The following is a 20,250-nucleotide window of genomic DNA, read 5'->3' as shown; positions in this document are numbered from 1 at the left end:
CGAATATCACTGCACTGCTACGGACGGTCGTTGATGCTTGAGACCAATGCTTCTAAGCTTACCTTTTTCGCCTACTTCTTTGATGACCAGTGACCACTCATCGTTCACCACAACTGTATCGCCTGAAACGGGTGCGGTACCTAAATGTGAGGTCACATACTCAGCGACTGTCTGCTCCCACATATCTTTGGTACTGTCTGCTTCGGTCGTTTTCAGCGTTTTTACCAAAGGTTTGGCGACCATGGCTTCTGAAAAAAATGGCAAATCTCCGAGTTTTACACTGGGTGATAGCAACCAATCACCATAAAAGTCATCAATAGCCTTACGATCTAACGTTGTGTCATTAAAAATCTTGGCAATTTTGCTCGCATGATTGCCGCGCATGGCGTACCAAACACTATCACCAAATTTTATTTTGGTCTGTTCATCGACGACGACGATTTGTTGACCGCGCACCAGCGCAAATACGCTGATTTCATCAGGGCTAATGCCTTTAGAGATACCCATAGGATGGCGGCCAATAGCAAATGCGCCTGATTGCGCCTCAAACTCGTATAAGGTAATACTCGCCTTATCCGATACCCAAACCTCGTGCTCTTCTTTGGGATCTTTATTGGTTGGAATACGTACCTTAAATAGATTCGCCATAGTAGGAATGGTCGTGCCTTGCAAAATCAGTGACAGCACCACAACCCCAAACGCAATATCAAACAGCATAAAGGCGTTATCTATCCCTGCCATGACGGGCAAAATCGCAAGGGTAATGGGCACCGCACCGCGCAGACCAACCCAAGAGATAAACCCAATCTCTCGATCTTTAAATTTAAATGGTTTCACACTAGTATAGACCGCGATAGGACGGGCAACGAAGATCATGAACGCCGCTATCGCCACCGAATAATGCCAGACATTAAGAACGTTTGATGGCGTGACCAATAGCCCCAATACCACAAACAATACCGCTTGCGACAGCCACGCAAAGCTGTCCATCACGCGCATGACATGCTCGGTTGAACGTACCTTATAATTGCCTATCAGCACCCCTGTGAGATACACCGCCAAAAACCCACTACCGCCAATCAAGTTGGTCGCAGCAAATACCGCCAAGCCCGCTGAGAGTATCAAAATGGCATACATACCCTCTGCCAGATGTATCTTGGGTAATAACCGAGAGAGCAAATAACCAAAGAGCAAGCCCATGCCCAACCCAAAGCTCAGCTGTTGAAACAGTAAGACCAAAAAGCCAAATGCTGTCTGACCAGCAGGGTCGACGTTTAGAGCAATTAACCCCGTCACCAATAAAATGGCCAAGGGATCGTTGGCACCAGATTCTAACTCGAGCGTAGCTTGAACGCGGTCATTGAGCTTGACCCCGCCATTACGTAGTAGAGAGAATACAGCGGCCGCATCGGTTGAGCCAACAATCGCTGCCATCAATAGACCAAAACGCCAGTCGACATCGAGCAACCAAGTAACAAATACCCCGAGCACCAAAACCGTGACCAGTACGCCCCAAGTAGCCAAGGTGATCGCAGGTTTTAGACCGACCCGAAACGACTTAAAAGACGTACGTAGACCACCATCTAACAGGATACAAGCAAGCGCCGCTTGTCCCACAAAATTGGCCAGCCCATATTGAGAAAACTCAATACCTAAGATACCCTGCTCGCCTGCCAACATACCGACGATCAAAAACAGCAATAGCAAGGGCACACCCAAACGCGCCGATAACGTGCTCGCCATGATACTGGCGAAAATAAGTACTGCCCCTACGAGGTATAGGATATTCAAGGTATCCATTTTTTAAAACCCTGTTTTTTATCGTTATTGCATCAATATTGAATGAAGCATAATAGTACTTGATTGCGCAAATATTTCCGTTATCGCACTGTTATTAGATATCACGCCAGAGAGTTTCTCATCAGCAACGATTGTCAGAGCTATTAACACAAGAAATTTACACTGATTCTATATCGACATTAAGAGTAACATCTGCGACTAAATTTATAGACAGTATTTCGAGAAAAGTTATCGAATATACCAGCGCGTACCTATGAACTTATGACCATTGTTTTATGCTGCCTTTTGACAGTATTTAGGTCCACACGATTAGATTTAAATAGTTACGCTTGACTATTTAGCCCTGAATGTACTGCCATGTCAGTACCAAAATGGCGGCGGCTACTGTCCAAGCGACAACGCCTAACAATAATGCCTTATATAAGCTCATATAACTGATGCTAAAAAATACCACCAAGGTATAAATCAGATGCGGTATCACACCCAGCATACTAAATATCAGGGCAACCCTTAAATCAGTAGGACTGCGCTCAGTGCCAACAATGAAGTGACTGATGAGCGTAAACGTGGGGAAAAGAGGTGCAAGCGCCGCCAGATAAAAAAATCGCGTTTGTGCAAATAATTGAATTGCCAATACCATCAAAGCGCCAATGAGCATTTTTAGCCAGATCATGATGGATCACTCTCCTATTGAGTATGACGGGCTGAACATAGCCCAATCAGCCATCATACTAGAGTCTACAAATTGACATAAGAGGCATCGCTGATTAATTGACCCTTATGATAAAAAAACGCAAAAAACCCCATTTAGCTACGCTGCTAAATGGGGCTAGTACTTTTATTAAGAAAGCTTTTACGAATTATTTAATCCTTTTTTGGCTTTAGTGCCGCGCTGATATCTGCTAGCAACGGGGGTATATCATGCTTATCTGCGATGACCTCAATCATTACTAGCTTATCGGTAGTCTCGGCAGCTTTGTTTAAAGCCGCTTTTAGCTCACCTGCTGTTTCTGCTTTGAGTAGTAAGCTATTCGCTTCGGTTGCGCCAAACGCTTTTGGCATGATCTGCCAATCGCATTTTGGGATATCGTTGTAGTATTGGTTTTCACCATGAATCGCACGCTCTACGGTATAGCCGTCGTTATTGATTAGGACGATGACTGGATTGATACGCTCTTGAATCATGACCGCCATTTCTTGAACCGTCAAGAGCGCCGAGCCATCACCAATCAATAAAACACTGCGTTTATTCGGTGACGCGATAGCAGCACCTAAGCTGGCTGGTAATGTGTAGCCAATCGAGCCCCACATTGGCTGCCCATAGGAGGTCACCCCTTCTGGCAAGCGCACATCACTGATGCCAAAATAGGCCGTTCCTTGCTCAGAGAACACCAAATTATTATGGTCTAGGCGATCAGCGATAATATGCCATAGGTCATCTTGGAGAATTGCCTCATCATCCCTACCCTTCTGCTCATGCGGCTTGACGGGCTCACAAAAAGGCTTTGGTACGATGTTGATACCAGAGGTTATGACTTCGTGCAGGGCCTGTAATGCATCTTGCAAGGCAATCGGTGCAAAGTTCTTACCACTAATAGAAGCACGCTCATAATGCAAGTCTACTACTATACTCTCGTCAATATCTTGGCTAAATCCCGCGGTGGTCGTGTCGGTATATTGCACCCCTACTTTGATCAGACATTCGCAGTTTTCTACCGCGTCTTTGACAATGGGACGCGAGGCAACGCCTGCATAAGTCCCGGCCCAGCGCTCGCTGTTTTCATCAAGCAGTGTCTTGCCCCACGATAGCGTGGTATAAGGAATGTCTGTATCAGCAATCAGTGCTTTGAGCTGTGACTGCAACCCCAAACGATGCACCATCAAATCTGCCATGAGCGTCGTGGTTTTGTTTGGCAAGAACTCTGTTAGCGCTTGCTTGAAATCTGCCAATGCCGCTTGACTGGTGATGTCTTCTTGGCTATCAATCAGCTTGGTTGTTGGCGGATAAATAGGCTGACGCGCAACATCAGGTGATAGCAGCAGATAACCTGGGCGATGCTTTTTGAGAATCAATCGAATCACTCGATCAATTTCTGAGGCGGCATTTTCAGGAGTAAGCTGCGCTCGTGCTACGGTCACGGGCTCAACCATCTTAATAAAATGATTAAATACGCCATCGCCAAGCGAATGATGAATACGGCGTTTTGCGTCTTGCAAAGCTGTGCTTGGTGCACCTACGATGTGCAATACTGGCGCGTACTCAGCAAAAGAGCCTGCGGTCGCGTTAATCGCTGATAGCTCGCCTACGCCAAAAGTCGTCACCATGGCGGCAAACCCACGCTCGCGTGCATAGCCGTCGGCCGCATAGCCAGCATTTAGCTCATTGGTGTTACCCACCCAGCGCAGCTTATCAGAAGCAAGGACATTGTCCAAAAAGGTTAAGTTAAAATCGCCTGGTACGCCGAATATCTCAGAGGCACCTGCTTCTGCGACACGATCAAACAAATAATCAGCGATAGTATACTGTTGACTCATTTTTTATCCTTATAACTTATCTTCGTAAGTATTGATCATTGTGAATGTAATTAAATCATAATATGTATACCAGCTTATTTATGTATGCAAAGCTTTTGGAATACATATTATAATGAACCGTTATAACACACATTTGTAGATAGAATATATGCCTATTTTAATAACTTTAACTTTTTTCGTCATAGGTGTTGACACATAAAAAAAACTGCGTATAATACGCCTTCATCATCTGATGATAGTTAATCAAACGATGAATCAGCGGGATTAGCTCAGTGGTAGAGCATAACCTTGCCAAGGTTGGGGTCGAGAGTTCGAATCTCTTATCCCGCTCCAAATACTTAAAAAGCCTCACTACTCTTTATATGAGCAGTGAGGCTTTTTTTTGTCCAATTTTCGGGGCTTGTAGAGAGATTCTCGAAATATATTTTTTAATATGGTTAAGTTTATCTACTCAATTAAAAAGCTCATTTTTGGTGCGGTGCCCATTTGGTGCCCAAACCGTGCCCTGCCCTAAAACTGCGAATACTGAATTGCCCCCAACCTAGCTATTTTTAGAGCAGATAGAAATGAAGCGTGGTTTAATATTATGATTAAAAGCTTTTAAATTAGCGAACCTCTACTATAATAAGTTTACTGGTTAGTATTAACTAAGTTTTAGATGGCTCAATGACAATTAGGAAAAATATTATGGCAAAATTAGAATCAAACATCGAATTAGAAGCGGCGGCATTTCGTCGCTTATTGGCTCATTTAGACGAGCGTAAAGATGTACAGAATATTGAGCTGATGAACCTTGCCGATTTTTGTCGTAACTGTTTATCCAAATGGTACAAAGCTGCTGGTGAAGAGCGTGGTATTGAAATCGACTACGAGGATGCGCGCGAGCTTGTTTATGGCATGCCTTACGCTGAGTGGAAAGCGAAGTACCAGCAAAAAGCAACACCAGAACAGTTAGCACGTTTTCGCGAAATTGAAGCTACCAAGAACAAAACGAATTAAAACCAACTAGTAGTGGCTCAAATAAAAGAGCCACCATGATATAATTATATCGAAGAAGACAATATTGCCGCTAGATTAGCGGCTTTCTATAGATTTGAGTATACTACTAAATCCTATGGTTCCTTGTTTCTGCATTTGACGATCAAGTAGGCGACCGATTAATGGCAACGGTACAATCAATCGACCCTCGGATATCCAAGTCACGTGTGTGGTGCCATCGCCCAAGTCTTTTAAATCAATGACGCCTTTATCATGTCGCATTTTGACGGGTTTAGCTTTTTCGATTTGGTATTGCATATGAGTAGGACGCTCAAACGCTGTAATCCGCTCCCAAAACTTAACAGGTCCCGCTTGAATGCTACGTAAAGCGCCAACACCATTGCGCTCCTCATTACCTTCAGCGACTAACTTAGCAACTCCCACCGCTTTAAATGAGCCATAACTGGCATGGTCGCTCAGTGCTTCAAATACCTCATCAATCGGTTTTTTGACAATGCGTTCTACTTTTATTTTGAACATAATATGATCTCGTTAGGATTAAAGTTATTTCGCTTAGTGCCATTTTAGAAACAAATAAAGCCGTCACACTTCAAAACCTTATGATCGTGAAGAAGCTCGTCCTTTTGAAAGACGCTTACCATCAATACTACTCGACATCATCCAATAGCTTATTTAGCTCATCAACCATTACGTCATCTATGATGCTGGCTTCAATATAACTTACGATCTCATCTACAGTCGTTAAATCCATGGCCGCAATGCCCAAGCTGGCTAGCTGCTCATTGATTGAGTCCAAGCTATCATTATCTTTGGAGTCGTCCAACAACTCTTCTTCAAATCTGCCTCTGACAAACCAATACATTTTTTCTAGCACGGTTTCTTTTTTGGTCAAAGTAGAATAGCCATCGCCATAAATGAACAGATTAAAATGATACGGTATCTCCACATCATTGATGAAGAAGGTACGTTGGCACTCTAGTGTATAGGCCTGAATCTCTTCGCCTTCAGTGCTGTCGTCATTTTGAGTATCCTCATCATATTCAATCGCTTCCTCTACCAATCCGCCTAGCAACTGATAGCCGCCCACTTTGATTTTGTGATTATAAATAATACTCGAATCTGCAATTGCATCAAAAATAACGGCGCTGACATCTAAAGTATGATTATCAATATCATAAAATGCTTTTAGGGCAGGCAAAAACCCTGTCAGCTCCTCTTCAGGTACTTGAATGAGAAACTGCTGCTCATATATTTTAATCATATCTTCAGGCGCATAGGTATTCGCTGTGTCGGTTTCATTTCTGCCAGTAGGCTGCAAAGGTAAAAAATTATATGGATTATCTTTGGTCATTCGAGATTGCCTTTTTGCTTGAGTTAAATTTGTGAAATGTCTGTGTGGCTCAATCTTTAAGAGCCTTGGTACATGATACTTTCTTAATATCACGGCGCTCTAGATTTTATGCGCATATAGTAGAACCTCAATAAAATTGATACAGCATAGGAAACGCGCTCGATTAAACGCTACTTTTCTTGCTTGCTGTGACTGCGTCTCCAGAGGCTGCGAAAAATAGCGTTTAATCTTGCTATACCATTTTTATAATGGTTTCACTATATTGTCTCTTATCCAGGCAATTTTAGATAGACAGGCTAAATAACACAGACTAAAAAGGTATCTCCATACCAGTGACTAGCTAATTTGCTGCCATCCTGAGGTTGCCTGATATTCATCTTGATGCGCAAATAATGGGTGAAGCTTTGCTTCCTGTAGATTGAGCACGGGGGTCACACAGACATCCGTTGCTGCAAATACACGTTGCCAATGCTCAAGCGTTTGACTGGCGAATGTCTCCACCATCGTTTTGGTGGCTGTTTGACTCTCAGGCATAGTTGGCATAACACCACGCTGCCAGTGTACGTCTTTAAGCGCTGGCAAACCCAATACCTCACATAGACCTTGCCAAAATTTCAACTCTAACGAACCAACCGCCATATGTCGCTGGTCAGCGGTTTGGTACAGTCGATAACATGGTAATGCACCGCCTAAAAAGTCATGCTGTGGCATGGGAGCTGTACTTGAAGTATTATTTGAAGCACTATTTGAATTGTCACCTGAAAAACGACTGATTAGCTTACCCGTCACCTTTGGCATAACCATATGATTGTACAAACTGTGCGTCATGCTAATAGCAATGTGTCGTCCTCTGCCAGTACGCTGCGCGGCAAATACAGCAGCCAACAGTGCTATCACTGCTGTATCACTACCACCTGCCAAGTCCGCAAACTGGATATTGGGCATAGCCTGCTCACCCTGAGCTGTTTTTAACTGATCAAGCACACCACTCATAGCCATAAAATTAATATCATGACCGGCCTTATCAGACCAATTATGATTTATTTGAGAGCTATTTTTTGGCTCAGCACTTTCTAAGTAGACACCTTCTTTTGCGTAACTGCCTGCGATACCATAGCCAGTAATAGATACCATTACCAGCTTTGGGTTGATGACATGCAAGGTCTTAGTATCTAGTCCCATCTCTGCCAAGACACCTGGGCGAAAGCTGTCCAACATCACATCAGCTTCCTTAAGGTGAGCCTTTATAATTGCAATCGCTTCGGGATCATGAAAATCATGCTTTTCAGTCGTCTTACCATGATTTAGAGCTGCGAATAGCTCACCAAATACGCGAGCAGGATCACCTTGTTTGGGTTCGATTTTAAGGACGTCCGCGCCCAAATCCGCAAGCAGGCGCGTGGCAAATGGCCCAGGCAGGTTACGAGTCAGATCGATCACTCGTAACCCTTGTAGACAATCTGCCATTTGATCATGATTTGATACATGCATGTCAGTCATCGGAGAACGCCTCGCCTTTGGCTGCCATATCTAGCAAAATCTGAGCAGGCTCAAACCGTTCGCCGTATGTTGCCGCAAGCTCGCAACTACGTTTGATGAATTCATTGACGCCCATTGCATTGATAAACTGTAGCGTGCCCCCGTGCTGCGGTGCAAACCCCCAGCCAAAGATAGACCCTATATTGGTATCGGCAACTGAGCGCACGACGTTTTCCTCATAGCATTTGGCAGATTCATTGGCTTGAATAAACATCAAACGATCCACCAAATCTTGCTGCGACGGTTGCGCTGACTTTGGCGGATATAAGTTTATCAACTCAGGCCATAGATGCTTATCACCGTCTTCTGGATAATCATAAAACCCTTTGCCATTTTTCTTGCCCTCGCGCCCATGCTCATTGACCAGCGTCTTTAGTATCTCGTAAGAAGGGCGCACAGCAACAGACTTGCCTTCGGCTGCCATATCTACCTGCTGTTGCTCGCTGACATGTAATGCTAGGCTTAACGACACTTCATCTTGTAATGCTAAGGGTGGCATCGGCATACCTGTTTTTAGTCCGGCAACTTCGATGCTACGCGGATGCACACCCTCTCCTAGCATTGCGATACCCTCTGATACATAGGTGCCAAATACCCGCGAGGTATAAAAGCCGTGACTGTCATTGACGACGATAGGCGTTTTGCCTATTTGCACAACATAATCAAAGGCTTTGGCCAACGTTTCATCATCAGTTTGCGCGCCTACGATAATCTCAACGAGCGGCATCTTATCTACTGGCGAGAAAAAATGCAGACCGATAAACTGGTTTGGTCGTGTACTGGCTTTTGCTAGCCCAGTAATCGGTAGTGTTGAGGTATTAGACGCATAAATAGCCATGTTTGAAATCACTGCTTCACTCTGCTGGGTACATTTGGCTTTGATTTCTCGATTTTCGAACACCGCTTCGATGATGAGATCACAACCAGCTAAATCATCGTAAGAGACGGTTGGCGTGATACGTTTTAGGAGAGCTTGTTTTTTCTCTTCGGTAGCGCGCTTTCGGCTGATGGCTTTATCCAAAATATTAGCAGAGTACGCTTTGCCTTTTTCTGCATTGGCAATTTCCGTGTCCAATAGCACGACGTCTATCCCTGCTTTGGCAGTGACATAAGCGATGCCAGCGCCCATCATGCCAGCCCCTAAGATACCGACTTTTTTGGTTTGGGTCTGCTCAAACCCTTGAGGTCGAGACTGACCTTTTTTGATGCTATTCAGCTGCGTCCATAAGGTGTTAATCATGTTTTTAGATTCAGTTGACAGTACGCAAGCGGCAAAATAACGCGACTCAATTTCTAGCCCTGTATCGATATCTACCAAGCAGCCCTCAAACACACAAGACATGATATGAGTGATCGCAGGATAGTTACCATGTGATTTTTGATTAGCCATGGCTGGGGCGATAGAGAATATAGGCACTACCTTTGGATGCTTACTATCGCCGCCAGGAATTTTAAAACCTTTCTTATCCCATGATTGCTGCGCACTTGGATTACTTTGAATCCAGTCTTTAGCTTGCTTCAGCATATCTGCTCGATCAGTAGCCGTTGCATCAATAAGTCCAATATCTTTTGCCGCTGCTGGTCGTAATTCTTTGCCTTGCGTCATCAGCTCCAGTGCTACTTGAATACCGACCAACCTTGGTAAGCGCTGAGTACCGCCGCCGCCAGGTAACAAGCCCAGTTTCACCTCAGGCAAACCAAGCTTGGTCTTAGGCGTGTCAATGGCAATACGATAATGACAGGCAAGTGCCAACTCTAAACCACCGCCTAATGCGGTTCCTGTCATAGCAGCGACGACGGGTTTACCTGAGGTCTCAAGCGTACGCAGACTCCCTTTTAATTCCTCGGTCAATGTAAATGCTTGCTCCGCTGTCTCTATCTGGTTCAATTGATCAATATCTGCGCCAACCACAAAGGTGTCTTTGGCCGATGTGAGAATTAAGCCTGTGGCGGCGTCATCATTGATAAAACTATCAACTATCGTGGCGAATGCCTCCGTAAAGCCATCACCAATGACATTCATTTTGCGTTTGCTTTGGTCAATCGTAACGGTGACGACACCCTCGTCATCACGCTGGGCGGAGAAGTTATCTAATGCGTTAATGGCTATTACGCTATCTACTGTTTGGTTATTTGTCATCATTTTTATCCCTTAAATGATTCTTTGTATATTGCGTTTTAGTCTAATTGGTTTTCAGTCTATTTTAGAGAAAGGTTAAACACGCTCGATAATAGTGGCAATTCCCATACCACCGCCCACACATAGCGTAATCATAGCAGTCTGTAAGTCGCGGCGTTCCAACTCATCAAGGACTGTCGTCATTAGCATCGCGCCCGTTGCCCCAAGCGGATGACCCATAGCGATTGCACCACCATTGACGTTGACAATATCAAGCGAGATTCCAAAATCATCAGCGGTATTCATCGGCACAGCAGCGAATGCTTCATTAATCTCCCAAAGGTCTATGTCAGAGGCTTGCATGCCCGCTTTATCGAGGGCTTTTTGGCAAGCTGGCGTTGGGCCTGTCAGCATAATGGCAGGCTCTGAACCAATGACTGAGGCCATTGTGATTTTGGCGCGTGGTTTTAGTCCTGCTTTTTGCCCAGCCGCCGCGCTACCGACCAAACAAATCGCCGCCCCATCAACGATGCCAGAAGAATTACCCGCATGATGCACATGATTGACGGTTTCAATCGTGGTGTATCGGTCTAATATCACACTATCAAAGCCCATTTTTCCCGGCATAATAAAAGAAGGTTTAAGACCCGCTAAGGTTTCGACATTGGTATTAGGACGGATGGTTTCGTCTTTATCCAATAGCATCATGCCGTTGATATCGGTGACAGGGACAACAGATTTGTCGTAATAGCCGTTCTCCCAAGCCTGTGCCGCGCGGCGATGTGATTCGGTGGCAAAAGCATCGACATCGCTACGGCTAAAGCCTTTAAGCGTTGCAATGGTATCTGCGCCCACCCCTTGCGGTACGAAATGCGTCGCTTCATTGACGCGCGGATCCATGTACCAAGCACCGCCATCAGAGCCCATCGGCACACGGCTCATTGACTCAACACCGCCCGCCACCACCATGTCTTCCATACCTGACATGATTTTGGCCGCTGCCAGATTGATAGATTCTAGACCAGAGGCACAAAAACGAGACAAGGTAAGACCTGCCACACTTTGTGCCCAACCAGCATCAATGACGGCGATACGCGCAATATCAGAGCCTTGCTCGCCCACTGGGGTCACGCAGCCAAGCACCACATCATCGACCAAACTGGTATCCAAGTTATGACGCTGCACCATCTCCTTTAATAAGGTACGTGTCAGCCAAATTGGTGACGCCTGATACAAAGAGCCGTCCTTTTTTCCTTTGCCGCGTGGCGTGCGGATAGCATCATAAATGTAAGCAGTCTCAGTCATAAAAAATCCTTTTTTTATTTTTTAAATAAACAATAACTATCGTAGTTTTATAATATAAGCGTTTACATAAAGCGTGAAGCCAGCTCTTTCATAATCTCATTGGTGCCGCCATAGATTTTTTGCACGCGCGCATCAGCATATAAGCGGGCGATAGGATACTCGGTCATATAGCCATAGCCACCAAACAGTTGCACGCATTCATCGATGACTTCGCACTGTTTTTCGGTGACCCAGTATTTGATCAATGAAGCATGCGGTACAGACAGTTTGCCATCTAACATCGCATCGACTGCCGCATCACACATGGTACTGGCAGCAAGATAATCGGCATAGCATTCAGCCATCTTAAAACGGGTATTTTGAAACTTCCAAATAGGTTTGCCAAAGGCTTCACGGCCCTTTACATAATCTAGTGTTAGATTGATAGCCAGCTTCATTGAGCCGACCCCTGATAGCGCAATGATGAGGCGCTCACGTGGCAGCTCTTGCATCATCTGTATAAAGCCCATACCTTCTACCGTACCCAACAGGTTGGTTTGCGGTACACGGACATTGCTAAAGAAAAGCTCTGAGGTGTCTTGAGAGGTCAGACCAATCTTATCGAGATTGCGCCCACGTTCAAACCCTTCTACTTTATCGGTTTCTACAATGATAAGTGAGACACCTTGCGCGCCTTTTTCACGATCTGTTTTGCATGCTAATAAGATAAGATTGGCGTGCTGACCATTAGTGATAAAAGTCTTAGAGCCATTGATAATGTAATCATCACCGTCTTTTACTGCATAGGTTTTGATGTTTTGTAGGTCGGAGCCAGTGCCAGGCTCAGTCATGGCGATAGCGCCAATATATTCGCCCGTTGCCATTTTTGGTAACCACGCTTGTTTTTGTGCTTCAGTACCATGGGCTAAAATATAAGGCGCGACAATACCTGAATGCACCATACCGCCAAATCCTGACTGATTGGCCTCAGTCTGTGCGTAGATGAGTGCGGCTTCGTGACCGAAATCCCCGCCGCCGCCGCCATACTCGCTTGGTATTGCCGCACACAAAAACCCCATCTCGCCCGCCTCTTCCCACGCAGCACGATCGATCATGCCATTTTTGCGCCACTGCTCATCCTTTGGCTCCCAAGATTGAAACATTTTCAAGGCGCTGTCATACACCATCTGATGTTCTTCGGTCATCCAGTTTGGGGTAAATTTTTCGATACTCATGATGTCTATCCTTGACAATATTGTATGAATAACAGCTATATCTAAGTCCTTCTTAGAATTTATGGTAATATATATTACCGTTATAGACATACCATAAATTCTTTGTATTTATTAATATATGAGTCTTATACTAGGCTATGAAAAACCACTTCGCAATCCATTAAATAAAAATGGTAATTCAAATTACTCATTAATTTAATGATGAGAATTAGTCAGCAATTTATTCAATTGGTAGGACATATTAAATAGCTCATACCTTGAGAAGCGATAAATATGAAAACCTTTAATCAGTCAGATAGCCCTACGCAAACGCGATCGCTAGCGCCCCTATCCGATATGCGGCCCGCAACTTTGGATAAAATTGAGCAAGCCGTTCGTAAAGTCTTTGCAGGATTTGATGCTAATGAGGTGACGATGGCGCAGATTGCAAAGTCTGCAAATGTTTCCTTGCAAACGCTCTACAAGTACTTCGGGGACAAGCAAACGCTGTTTTATACCATTATGGATATTGTGCTCGGCAGATTAGCCGCTCGGATTATGGATCATCTGCAAGGGATTGATAGCGTACAAGATCGTCTACGTAAGACGCTGTGGGTCTGCTTTGATTTTGTAGACTCGCATCCAGATGCGGTGATGGTGCTGTCTTCTGTGTCGGCCTCGCGTATACGTAATATCGCGATCTATGAAAACAAAGAGTTAATTGGCGCGTTTTTGGCGGTATTAGAAGATGGTCAAAATCGTGGGGTGCTCAATGACACTGTCCCACTGCACATACTCTTCGATGTGTTTATGGGGTTTATTAGTCGACTTGGCTTAATGCATACCATTCGCCAAACAGAGACGCCATTAAACGCAGAGTTTGATGCGCTATTTGTGATTTTATGGCGCGCCATCTCTAAACCTGAAGCATTAAACAAAAAATTTAATGCAAAGAACCAAAAAGCCCCACGATAAAGTGAGGCTTTTTATACTGAGTCTTCTAATTTATACTAAGGCTTCTTAGTCGATGAGCTTAGATTATTACACTCTTCATATACTCACAGCATTTTAGATACTGCTGGATTTTGGTAAGCCATAATCTGCATGGTCGACTATATGGTTGTTTTGTTCAATCGTCAGTCGATAGCCTTTGATGATACCGTCGTATGGCAAACTGCCCTCATACTGCTGATAATGCTCACAGATGCTGTCTTGAATCACTGATTCGCGCGTAGCATCGTCTAGTTTGGCAAAACCACTAGGTAAATGCACTTGGGCAAAACGTGAAGCCGCGCCACGAGATATCCAATTATCGGCACTCGTAAATGTGAAATCCACTTCTGCTCGTAAGCTATAGCTGGGTAGCGTATTAGAGTAATTCGCCAAGTCATTTTTAATCTGAGCAATATCTTCTGCGAATGGCTGATACGGTATCTCAAGCACGGCAAATAGTTTTGCTAAAAACTCATCAGCGGTAAAGTATTTGTCCATATAGCTGCTATCAAGTCCAAGATACCTATGCGACAGTACATGGCGCAGGCGGTCACAGGCAGGAATGGTATGCTTGATAGGATAACCCATGGCGCTGACAATATCTTGCGAACGTAGCTCAAGTGTGGCTATCTGATTGATCGCATATTGTGCTAAGAGATGGCGTGGGTGATAACGACGGGTATATTGAGATTGGTTGGCAATGTGGCTCATGATATTGAACACCTTAGACTCCTATAACTCCGACGAAAAAGGTTGATATACGCCCAAATAGGCAAAAAATCAGGCACAAATGAGGTTGTCGGAGTACAGGCTCATGCGCTTTACCAAGGTTATTTTATATCGTGCTGGAAGTTGCAAGGTTTATCACGCTGCCATGAAACGGTTGTCACGGACGGCGATAACAAAACTGTTAAACCCACGATAGATCGTTCAATGATGATAGCACAACAGATAGCAGAAAATAAATACCGATATGTTTACTTATTTTTCAATAGTAAATGGTTAGGTTTTTAAATTAAAAGCACATCATATTGAATTTTATTTTCCTATATCTATTGCGTATTTTTATTAACTCTCTTTTCCTAGGCCTTTCATACTAAGCTTTAGGTTAACAATCCTTATCAAAAAACATCTTTTACAATCGACTTTGGCTTGCTATCTTGCCTCGCGACGCTTGTATTCCAAGAATACCTGCCCCACCTTGACTTGTCACCCGCTGTATTAGGGCGTGTCCCTATTTTAAAAATGGTGATAAAAATGATATAAATCGCAGGCAAACAAGGAAAATAGCTGGTTAATATCGAGATATTGACTAGCTATTTGACGCCGTTTGTCAAAGATTTAGCCATTTTTAGCCCATTTAGTGATAAACGTTTGAATTAGGGACACGCCCTAGCACCTGCTTTGTATTGGATTTTATGAAAAATAACCTTGAGGCGAGCGCGAACGCTCGCCGAACTCAGTATTTTCAAGTATTTTTGATGGGCGTTAGTGCCTTTATTATGAACACCACAGAATTTGTCCCTGTGGCACTATTGAGCGATATCGCCCAAGACTTCTCTATCACAACGGCAGAAACGGGCTGGATGTTGACGCTCTATGCTTGGATTGTGGCAGCGATGTCATTACCGCTGATGCTATTGACCAGTCGATTTGAGCGCAAACGGTTACTCTTAGGGCTGTTTGCCGTCTTTATTGCCAGTCATGTGCTATCTGTATTTGCATGGAGTTTTGACGTACTGCTCATTAGCCGAGTTGGGATTGCGCTGTCGCATGCGATATTTTGGTCCATCACAGCAGCAATCGCCATACGTGTGGCACCCGAAGGCAAGAAAGCCATGGCGCTGAGTGTGCTCGCGACTGGGACGTCGCTTGCGATGGTACTCGGTGTGCCGTTGGGACGGTTGGTTGGTCAATGGTTTGGTTGGCGCGCGACATTTGGCGGCATTGGTGTCATTGCGCTTGTCGTCTTTATTTTGCAAGCGAGACTATTACCTACCTTACCAAGTATGTTTGAGGGGTCTTTTAGAAAGATTCCAGAACTACTCAAGAACCCTTTACTGGTCTGTCTATATTTGCTTATCTTGCTCGTCTTTACCGCACATTATACGGCCTACTCTTACATAGAACCCTTTATGCGTCAGGTCGGTAATATCAGCGAAAACGCAGCTACTTTTGTGCTACTACTGTTTGGGGCAGCAGGCATTGTGGGCAGTGTGATATTCAGTCGTTGGGGTGATAGATATAACACCCAATTGATGCTGGTATCTACGATATTAATACTTGTCTCTATGCTAACATTGCTGTTTGTCGTGACCTCTGTTTGGGCGCTTAGTGTTAGTGCACTGCTTTGGGGCGCGGCACTCATGCTACTGATTATCTCAATGCAGGCAAAAGTCATCATGGTCGATGTCAATGCACAAGACATGCTGATGGCGATGTTCTCAGGTATTATCAATTTAGGTATTGGTACAGGTGCGCTATTTGGTGGCTATGCAGTGACGCATATCTCGATATCAAGCGTGGGTTATGTCGGCGCGGCTATTGCGAGTATCGCTCTGCTCCTAATGTTATTTATGATAAAACGCTTCCCTGAGTTGAGTCGGCGACTTGGCTAAGTGTAATCTATCTATTGATAACGATGCTTTGTGAATGATTAAAAGTAGTGATGTATGTAATAAAATGGTTAGGTAATAGTACAGCCTTGCAAAGCTTGCTAGATTTCTTTTAAGGATATGGTCGAACCACTATTAAAGTGTTACAGCGTTAGACTCGTTTAGCCTACTACTGTAGTACTTGCACTCGTCCGCCTTGCACCACTTTTAATATTGATTGACTATACAAAAGTTGTAAAAATAAGACAATACTCTTTTGATGTTGTAATCAAAATGATTGCTAGCCTTCTAAAAAATAGTTACACTCGATTGACAATCTATTACATTAATGACAAGGATGTCGCTATGCCCCGTAATACCGCTCGCTCCATAGTTGGTCATACTACTCTCAAAACTTTCACTAAAAGCATGCTTGCCATCAGCCTATCTATCGCTGGTATTTCTCACGCAAATGCTTATGACAGTGTCACCTTTTTTGGCGACAGTTTAACGGATGGCGGATATTTTAGCCCCCTCACTCAAGGTGCGTTTGGGCTTGAAGAGTCAGGTCAATTTACTACTAACCCTGATAATACATGGGCAACGTCATTCGCTGAACAACTAGGTACTACTGCTGTCGCCAATACTTATGATGGTAGTCAGACAGGTAATAATTATGCAATTGGTGGTGCAAGAGCAGGCGTAGATGTCACTGCTTTTGGTATTCCGGTGGCCTCTGCCAATAGCCAAGTTAATAATTATATTGATAATAATCAAGTAGATCCTAATGGACTTTATGTCGTGTGGGCAGGTGCAAATGACTTGCTTGCGGCGGCTGAAGATCCTGCTAATGCCCAAGCTACGATACTTGGCGCAGTAGCGAGCCAGGCCGAAACAATTAACACACTAAAAGACAATGGCGCAAACTACATTTTAGTACCTAATATTCCTGATATCGGGCTGACGCCTAGAGCTATTGATCAAGGGTCTGTGGCACAAGCGCAAAATACTGGCGCTACTAGTCTATATAATCAATTTATGCTTAGTGGCGTAGCAGCTACTGGTGCGAACATCATACCGCTAGATATGTTTAGCTTGACTCAAGAAATCATTGCATCGCCTGCTCAGTATGGTTTCACTAATGTCACCGATGAAGCTTGTGGTGACAACAATAGCTCTCTAACTTGTGGACGCAACACTCTTGTAGAAACAGATGCCAACGAAACCTACTTTTTCGCTGATAGCATTCATCCAACAGGTGCTACCCACCAACTGATCGCCGACTATGCAAATGCTGTTGTTACTGCCCCCAGCCTAATCGGTGTGCTGCCACATATTGCAACGACAACCGGACTTGCAACCAATGAGCGCTTACAGTCACACGTCAACCAAATCCAAAGCAGTGAGCAAAAACCTGCTCGTACACTATGGGCTGTTGGTGAAGTCGCCAATCAAGACATTGCAGGGTTTGATAGTGATAATAATACCCAAGTATTACTTGGTGTAGATTTTGCTCATCCTAATTCAGCCAATGCTGTGACAGGCTTATACGGTAACATCACCCAAAAAGACTTTGAAAACTCAGATGTCGGCACAGGTTTAAGTGATATTGATCTGGGAGAAGTTGGTTTTGGTGTCTATCATAGCAACAAGTTTGGCGGCTTACAGATAAATGGTGCTGCAGGATTTGGCAACATGGATGTCGATGTCACACGTGCTGTCACACTTGGTAGCAACCAACAACAGTTCAAGTCAAATGCTGATGGTAAACGTTATTATGCCAACCTGCAGGCAGGCTACCCATTGCAGGTAAGTAATATTGCCGTCACACCTTATATCGGTGCAACAGCGAGCCGCGTAAAAATTGACGGACTCAAAGAAAAAGAGATGTCTGGCGTTGCCATGCAGTTCGATGAGCAGAAGTACTCTACGACATACGGCAAGATTGGTCTCAAAGCCAATCATACCTTGATGGAGAACCTCAACTTATTTGGTGATATTCATTATCAAAAGCAGCTGAGTGACAATCGCGAAGCGGTAACGGCAAGTTTGAATACGCTATCTAATATTAGTTTTGAGACACCTATGGTCGAAACTGATGATGATAACGTTGCCATGACACTTGGAGTGTCTAGAAACTTTGGTCTATTAAACGCTAATGCTGGTGTCACACATTCACAAGGTGATGACGATGACTCAACCAGCCTATTTATTGGACTTAATGGCGCATTCTAAATAACTATTTAATCTAGCATAACGGTATAGGTGATGATTTCTCGCCTATACCACTATAAACTCAAAAACCGCCATAACCTACGATGACTTTTGCTGTATAGCTGTTGTGTCGCAAAACCTCTCAATGACAAAAGCTAGTATCACAAATTCTCTAGAAATCTACTTTACCGCGTAAAGCTTTGATTTTGCCGCGCTGAGTTTTTTGATCGACGCGTTTGCGTTTGGCATTCCGACTTGGTTTGGTGGGCCGTCTGGTTTTATTGACATGCGTGGCTTTATTGATAAAGCTTTGCAGCCGTTCAAGCACATCGATTTTATTGCGCTCTTGCGTACGAAACTGCTGTGCTTTAATGATAAGTACGCCCTCTTTGGTGATACGGCTGTCTTTGCTATCTAGCAATCGTTGTTTGTACGCATCACTCAGGCTTGAGGTATGTATATTAAAGCGTAGATGGATGGCAGAGGAGACTTTATTGACATTCTGCCCGCCTGCGCCTTGTGCGCGTATGGCACTAATCTCTACCTCATTATCATTGAGGCTAATATGGTTATTGATAAAAATCATAGTGTGCTTTTATATACAAATAGATATGGCTCATAATAAAGCATTATAGCTTTGCCTGCTACTTTGCTAATAACCGCTGCTTCTCCAAAAGTTGACGACTGCGCGCAATCACTGGCGCATCGACCATCTCGCCATCTATTTTAAACACCGCTTGCCCGCTTTTCTCATACTCTTCTATCACCCGCGTTGCAAACGCAAGCGCTTTGTCTATCGGCTGCAAGGCTTGCTGCACAGTGGCAACTTGCTTAGGATGAATGCATAACATCCCTGCCATACCCATTTTTGACCACAAATTTACTCGATTACTTAACCCTGACTCATCTTTAAAATCAGGATAAATCGTATCGATTGGCGGCGATAGCTGATGTACTTTTGAGGTCAAAATAAGCTGATAGCGAATCTGATTGGCAACTATCTCGGCTGATGGCGTCCCTACTTGTACTTGTAGATCATTACACAGATCCAAAAACCCATAGCTAAAAGCGGCCAAGCCTACTGCTTTTGCCATGCTATCGATTTGGTATAGCCCGATGGCACTCTCTATCAAAGCGATTACAGGTAAACCTGTCAGCTGATGTATGCTGTCGATATCTTCGGCGCGCTCGGCCTTAGCCAATAACACACCAGCCAAGTTAGGCATTCTCTGACAAAGCACGATGTCTTTGAAAAACTCTTCGCTACCTGCTTGATTGATACGCAGCCAAATGGGCCGATAAGTTTGCTTTGAATTTTGCTCATCGTAGTAGTTTTTTAATGCCTCTCGAGCCGCCGCTTTGTCTTGTTTGGCAACGGCATCTTCTAAATCCACAATCACGGCATCTGCGCCACTAGCAAAGGCTTTTTCTATCCTATCGATGCGAGTCGCTGGCACAAATAGCCATGTTTTATTTTGAGAAATAGTATTTATTTTATGATTGGTCAATGAGTCCATATTTGACTCCTTTTGGTTATTTAAATTAATTATGCCACGGTATAGCCCATTTTTACTTCGCACTAATAGTCTATTCAATGACAAAGTAGGA

General features: G+C 44.1%; 16 protein-coding genes and 1 tRNA gene. 5 read left to right on the top strand and 12 right to left on the bottom strand.

What is annotated here, in order from left to right:
• Positions 1–6 precede the first annotated feature (6 nt).
• From PSBA01_RS10725 to PSBA01_RS10715, 3 genes are all read right to left on the bottom strand, one after another.
• Positions 7–1,800 carry a potassium/proton antiporter gene (locus PSBA01_RS10725; protein ID WP_186474300.1) on the bottom strand — a complete coding sequence of 598 codons (1,794 nt, stop codon included), beginning with the start codon at positions 1,798–1,800 and terminating at the stop codon, positions 7–9.
• Between the two features lie 337 nt (positions 1,801–2,137).
• Complete coding sequence (locus PSBA01_RS10720) at positions 2,138–2,473, bottom strand: GlpM family protein (protein WP_058023655.1); 336 nt, start codon at positions 2,471–2,473, stop codon at positions 2,138–2,140.
• A 191-nt stretch (positions 2,474–2,664) separates the two neighbouring features.
• On the bottom strand, positions 2,665–4,335 hold the full coding sequence (locus PSBA01_RS10715) for an alpha-keto acid decarboxylase family protein (RefSeq protein ID WP_186474299.1): 1,671 nt from the start codon (positions 4,333–4,335) through the stop codon (positions 2,665–2,667).
• Positions 4,336–4,593: 258 nt separating this feature from the next.
• Here PSBA01_RS10715 and PSBA01_RS10710 point away from each other — a divergent pair.
• A tRNA-Gly gene (locus PSBA01_RS10710) sits at positions 4,594–4,668 on the top strand.
• A 354-nt stretch (positions 4,669–5,022) separates the two neighbouring features.
• The gene (locus tag PSBA01_RS10705) at positions 5,023–5,334 is read left to right on the top strand and encodes a DUF1244 domain-containing protein (RefSeq protein WP_186474298.1); all 312 of its coding nucleotides are present in this window, start codon (positions 5,023–5,025) and stop codon (positions 5,332–5,334) included.
• A 75-nt stretch (positions 5,335–5,409) separates the two neighbouring features.
• Here PSBA01_RS10705 and PSBA01_RS10700 read toward each other — a convergent pair whose 3' ends face one another.
• From PSBA01_RS10700 to PSBA01_RS10675, 6 genes are all read right to left on the bottom strand, one after another.
• Positions 5,410–5,853 (bottom strand): SRPBCC family protein, encoded by a 444-nt coding sequence (locus PSBA01_RS10700; protein WP_071001808.1) that lies wholly within the window; start codon positions 5,851–5,853, stop codon positions 5,410–5,412.
• A gap of 127 nt (positions 5,854–5,980) precedes the next feature.
• Positions 5,981–6,685 (bottom strand): hypothetical protein, encoded by a 705-nt coding sequence (locus PSBA01_RS10695; protein ID WP_186474297.1) that lies wholly within the window; start codon positions 6,683–6,685, stop codon positions 5,981–5,983.
• Positions 6,686–7,021: 336 nt separating this feature from the next.
• On the bottom strand, positions 7,022–8,185 hold the full coding sequence (locus tag PSBA01_RS10690) for a CaiB/BaiF CoA transferase family protein (protein ID WP_228724570.1): 1,164 nt from the start codon (positions 8,183–8,185) through the stop codon (positions 7,022–7,024).
• Positions 8,178–10,367 carry a 3-hydroxyacyl-CoA dehydrogenase NAD-binding domain-containing protein gene (locus tag PSBA01_RS10685; protein WP_228724569.1) on the bottom strand — a complete coding sequence of 730 codons (2,190 nt, stop codon included), beginning with the start codon at positions 10,365–10,367 and terminating at the stop codon, positions 8,178–8,180. The genes PSBA01_RS10690 and PSBA01_RS10685 overlap by 8 nt, the downstream gene beginning before the upstream one ends.
• Positions 10,368–10,439: 72 nt before the next feature.
• Positions 10,440–11,648 carry an acetyl-CoA C-acetyltransferase gene (locus PSBA01_RS10680; RefSeq protein ID WP_186474296.1) on the bottom strand — a complete coding sequence of 403 codons (1,209 nt, stop codon included), beginning with the start codon at positions 11,646–11,648 and terminating at the stop codon, positions 10,440–10,442.
• Positions 11,649–11,710: 62 nt separating this feature from the next.
• On the bottom strand, positions 11,711–12,862 hold the full coding sequence (locus tag PSBA01_RS10675; protein ID WP_186474295.1) for an acyl-CoA dehydrogenase family protein: 1,152 nt from the start codon (positions 12,860–12,862) through the stop codon (positions 11,711–11,713).
• A gap of 273 nt (positions 12,863–13,135) precedes the next feature.
• Between PSBA01_RS10675 and PSBA01_RS10670 the strand changes: the two genes are divergently transcribed.
• Positions 13,136–13,816 carry a TetR/AcrR family transcriptional regulator gene (locus tag PSBA01_RS10670; protein WP_058025725.1) on the top strand — a complete coding sequence of 227 codons (681 nt, stop codon included), beginning with the start codon at positions 13,136–13,138 and terminating at the stop codon, positions 13,814–13,816.
• A 93-nt stretch (positions 13,817–13,909) separates the two neighbouring features.
• Here the strand turns inward: PSBA01_RS10670 and PSBA01_RS10665 are convergent, their stop codons facing one another.
• Positions 13,910–14,545 (bottom strand): hypothetical protein, encoded by a 636-nt coding sequence (locus PSBA01_RS10665; RefSeq protein WP_186474294.1) that lies wholly within the window; start codon positions 14,543–14,545, stop codon positions 13,910–13,912.
• A gap of 707 nt (positions 14,546–15,252) precedes the next feature.
• On the opposite strand from PSBA01_RS10665, the gene PSBA01_RS10660 reads away from it, so the two are divergent.
• Both PSBA01_RS10660 and PSBA01_RS10655 read left to right on the top strand, forming a co-directional pair.
• Positions 15,253–16,452, top strand: coding sequence for a sugar transporter (locus PSBA01_RS10660; RefSeq protein WP_186474293.1), 1,200 nt, complete (start codon positions 15,253–15,255; stop codon positions 16,450–16,452).
• A 342-nt stretch (positions 16,453–16,794) separates the two neighbouring features.
• Entirely contained in the window at positions 16,795–18,663 is a 1,869-nt protein-coding gene (locus PSBA01_RS10655) for an autotransporter domain-containing protein (protein ID WP_186474291.1), read from the top strand.
• Between the two features lie 151 nt (positions 18,664–18,814).
• Here PSBA01_RS10655 and arfB read toward each other — a convergent pair whose 3' ends face one another.
• Together arfB and PSBA01_RS10645 are read right to left on the bottom strand one after the other, a co-directional pair.
• Positions 18,815–19,228 carry an alternative ribosome rescue aminoacyl-tRNA hydrolase ArfB gene (gene arfB / locus PSBA01_RS10650; RefSeq protein WP_186474289.1) on the bottom strand — a complete coding sequence of 138 codons (414 nt, stop codon included), beginning with the start codon at positions 19,226–19,228 and terminating at the stop codon, positions 18,815–18,817.
• 58 nt (positions 19,229–19,286) lie between these two features.
• On the bottom strand, positions 19,287–20,159 hold the full coding sequence (locus PSBA01_RS10645; RefSeq protein ID WP_186474288.1) for an HpcH/HpaI aldolase/citrate lyase family protein: 873 nt from the start codon (positions 20,157–20,159) through the stop codon (positions 19,287–19,289).
• Positions 20,160–20,250 lie beyond the last annotated feature (91 nt).

Source organism: Psychrobacter sp. KCTC 72983 (assembly GCF_014280455.1).
Classification (GTDB): domain Bacteria; phylum Pseudomonadota; class Gammaproteobacteria; order Pseudomonadales; family Moraxellaceae; genus Psychrobacter; species Psychrobacter pacificensis.
The sequence above is the reverse complement of the archived record's forward strand: the minus strand, read 5'-3'. Positions and strand labels throughout refer to the sequence as shown.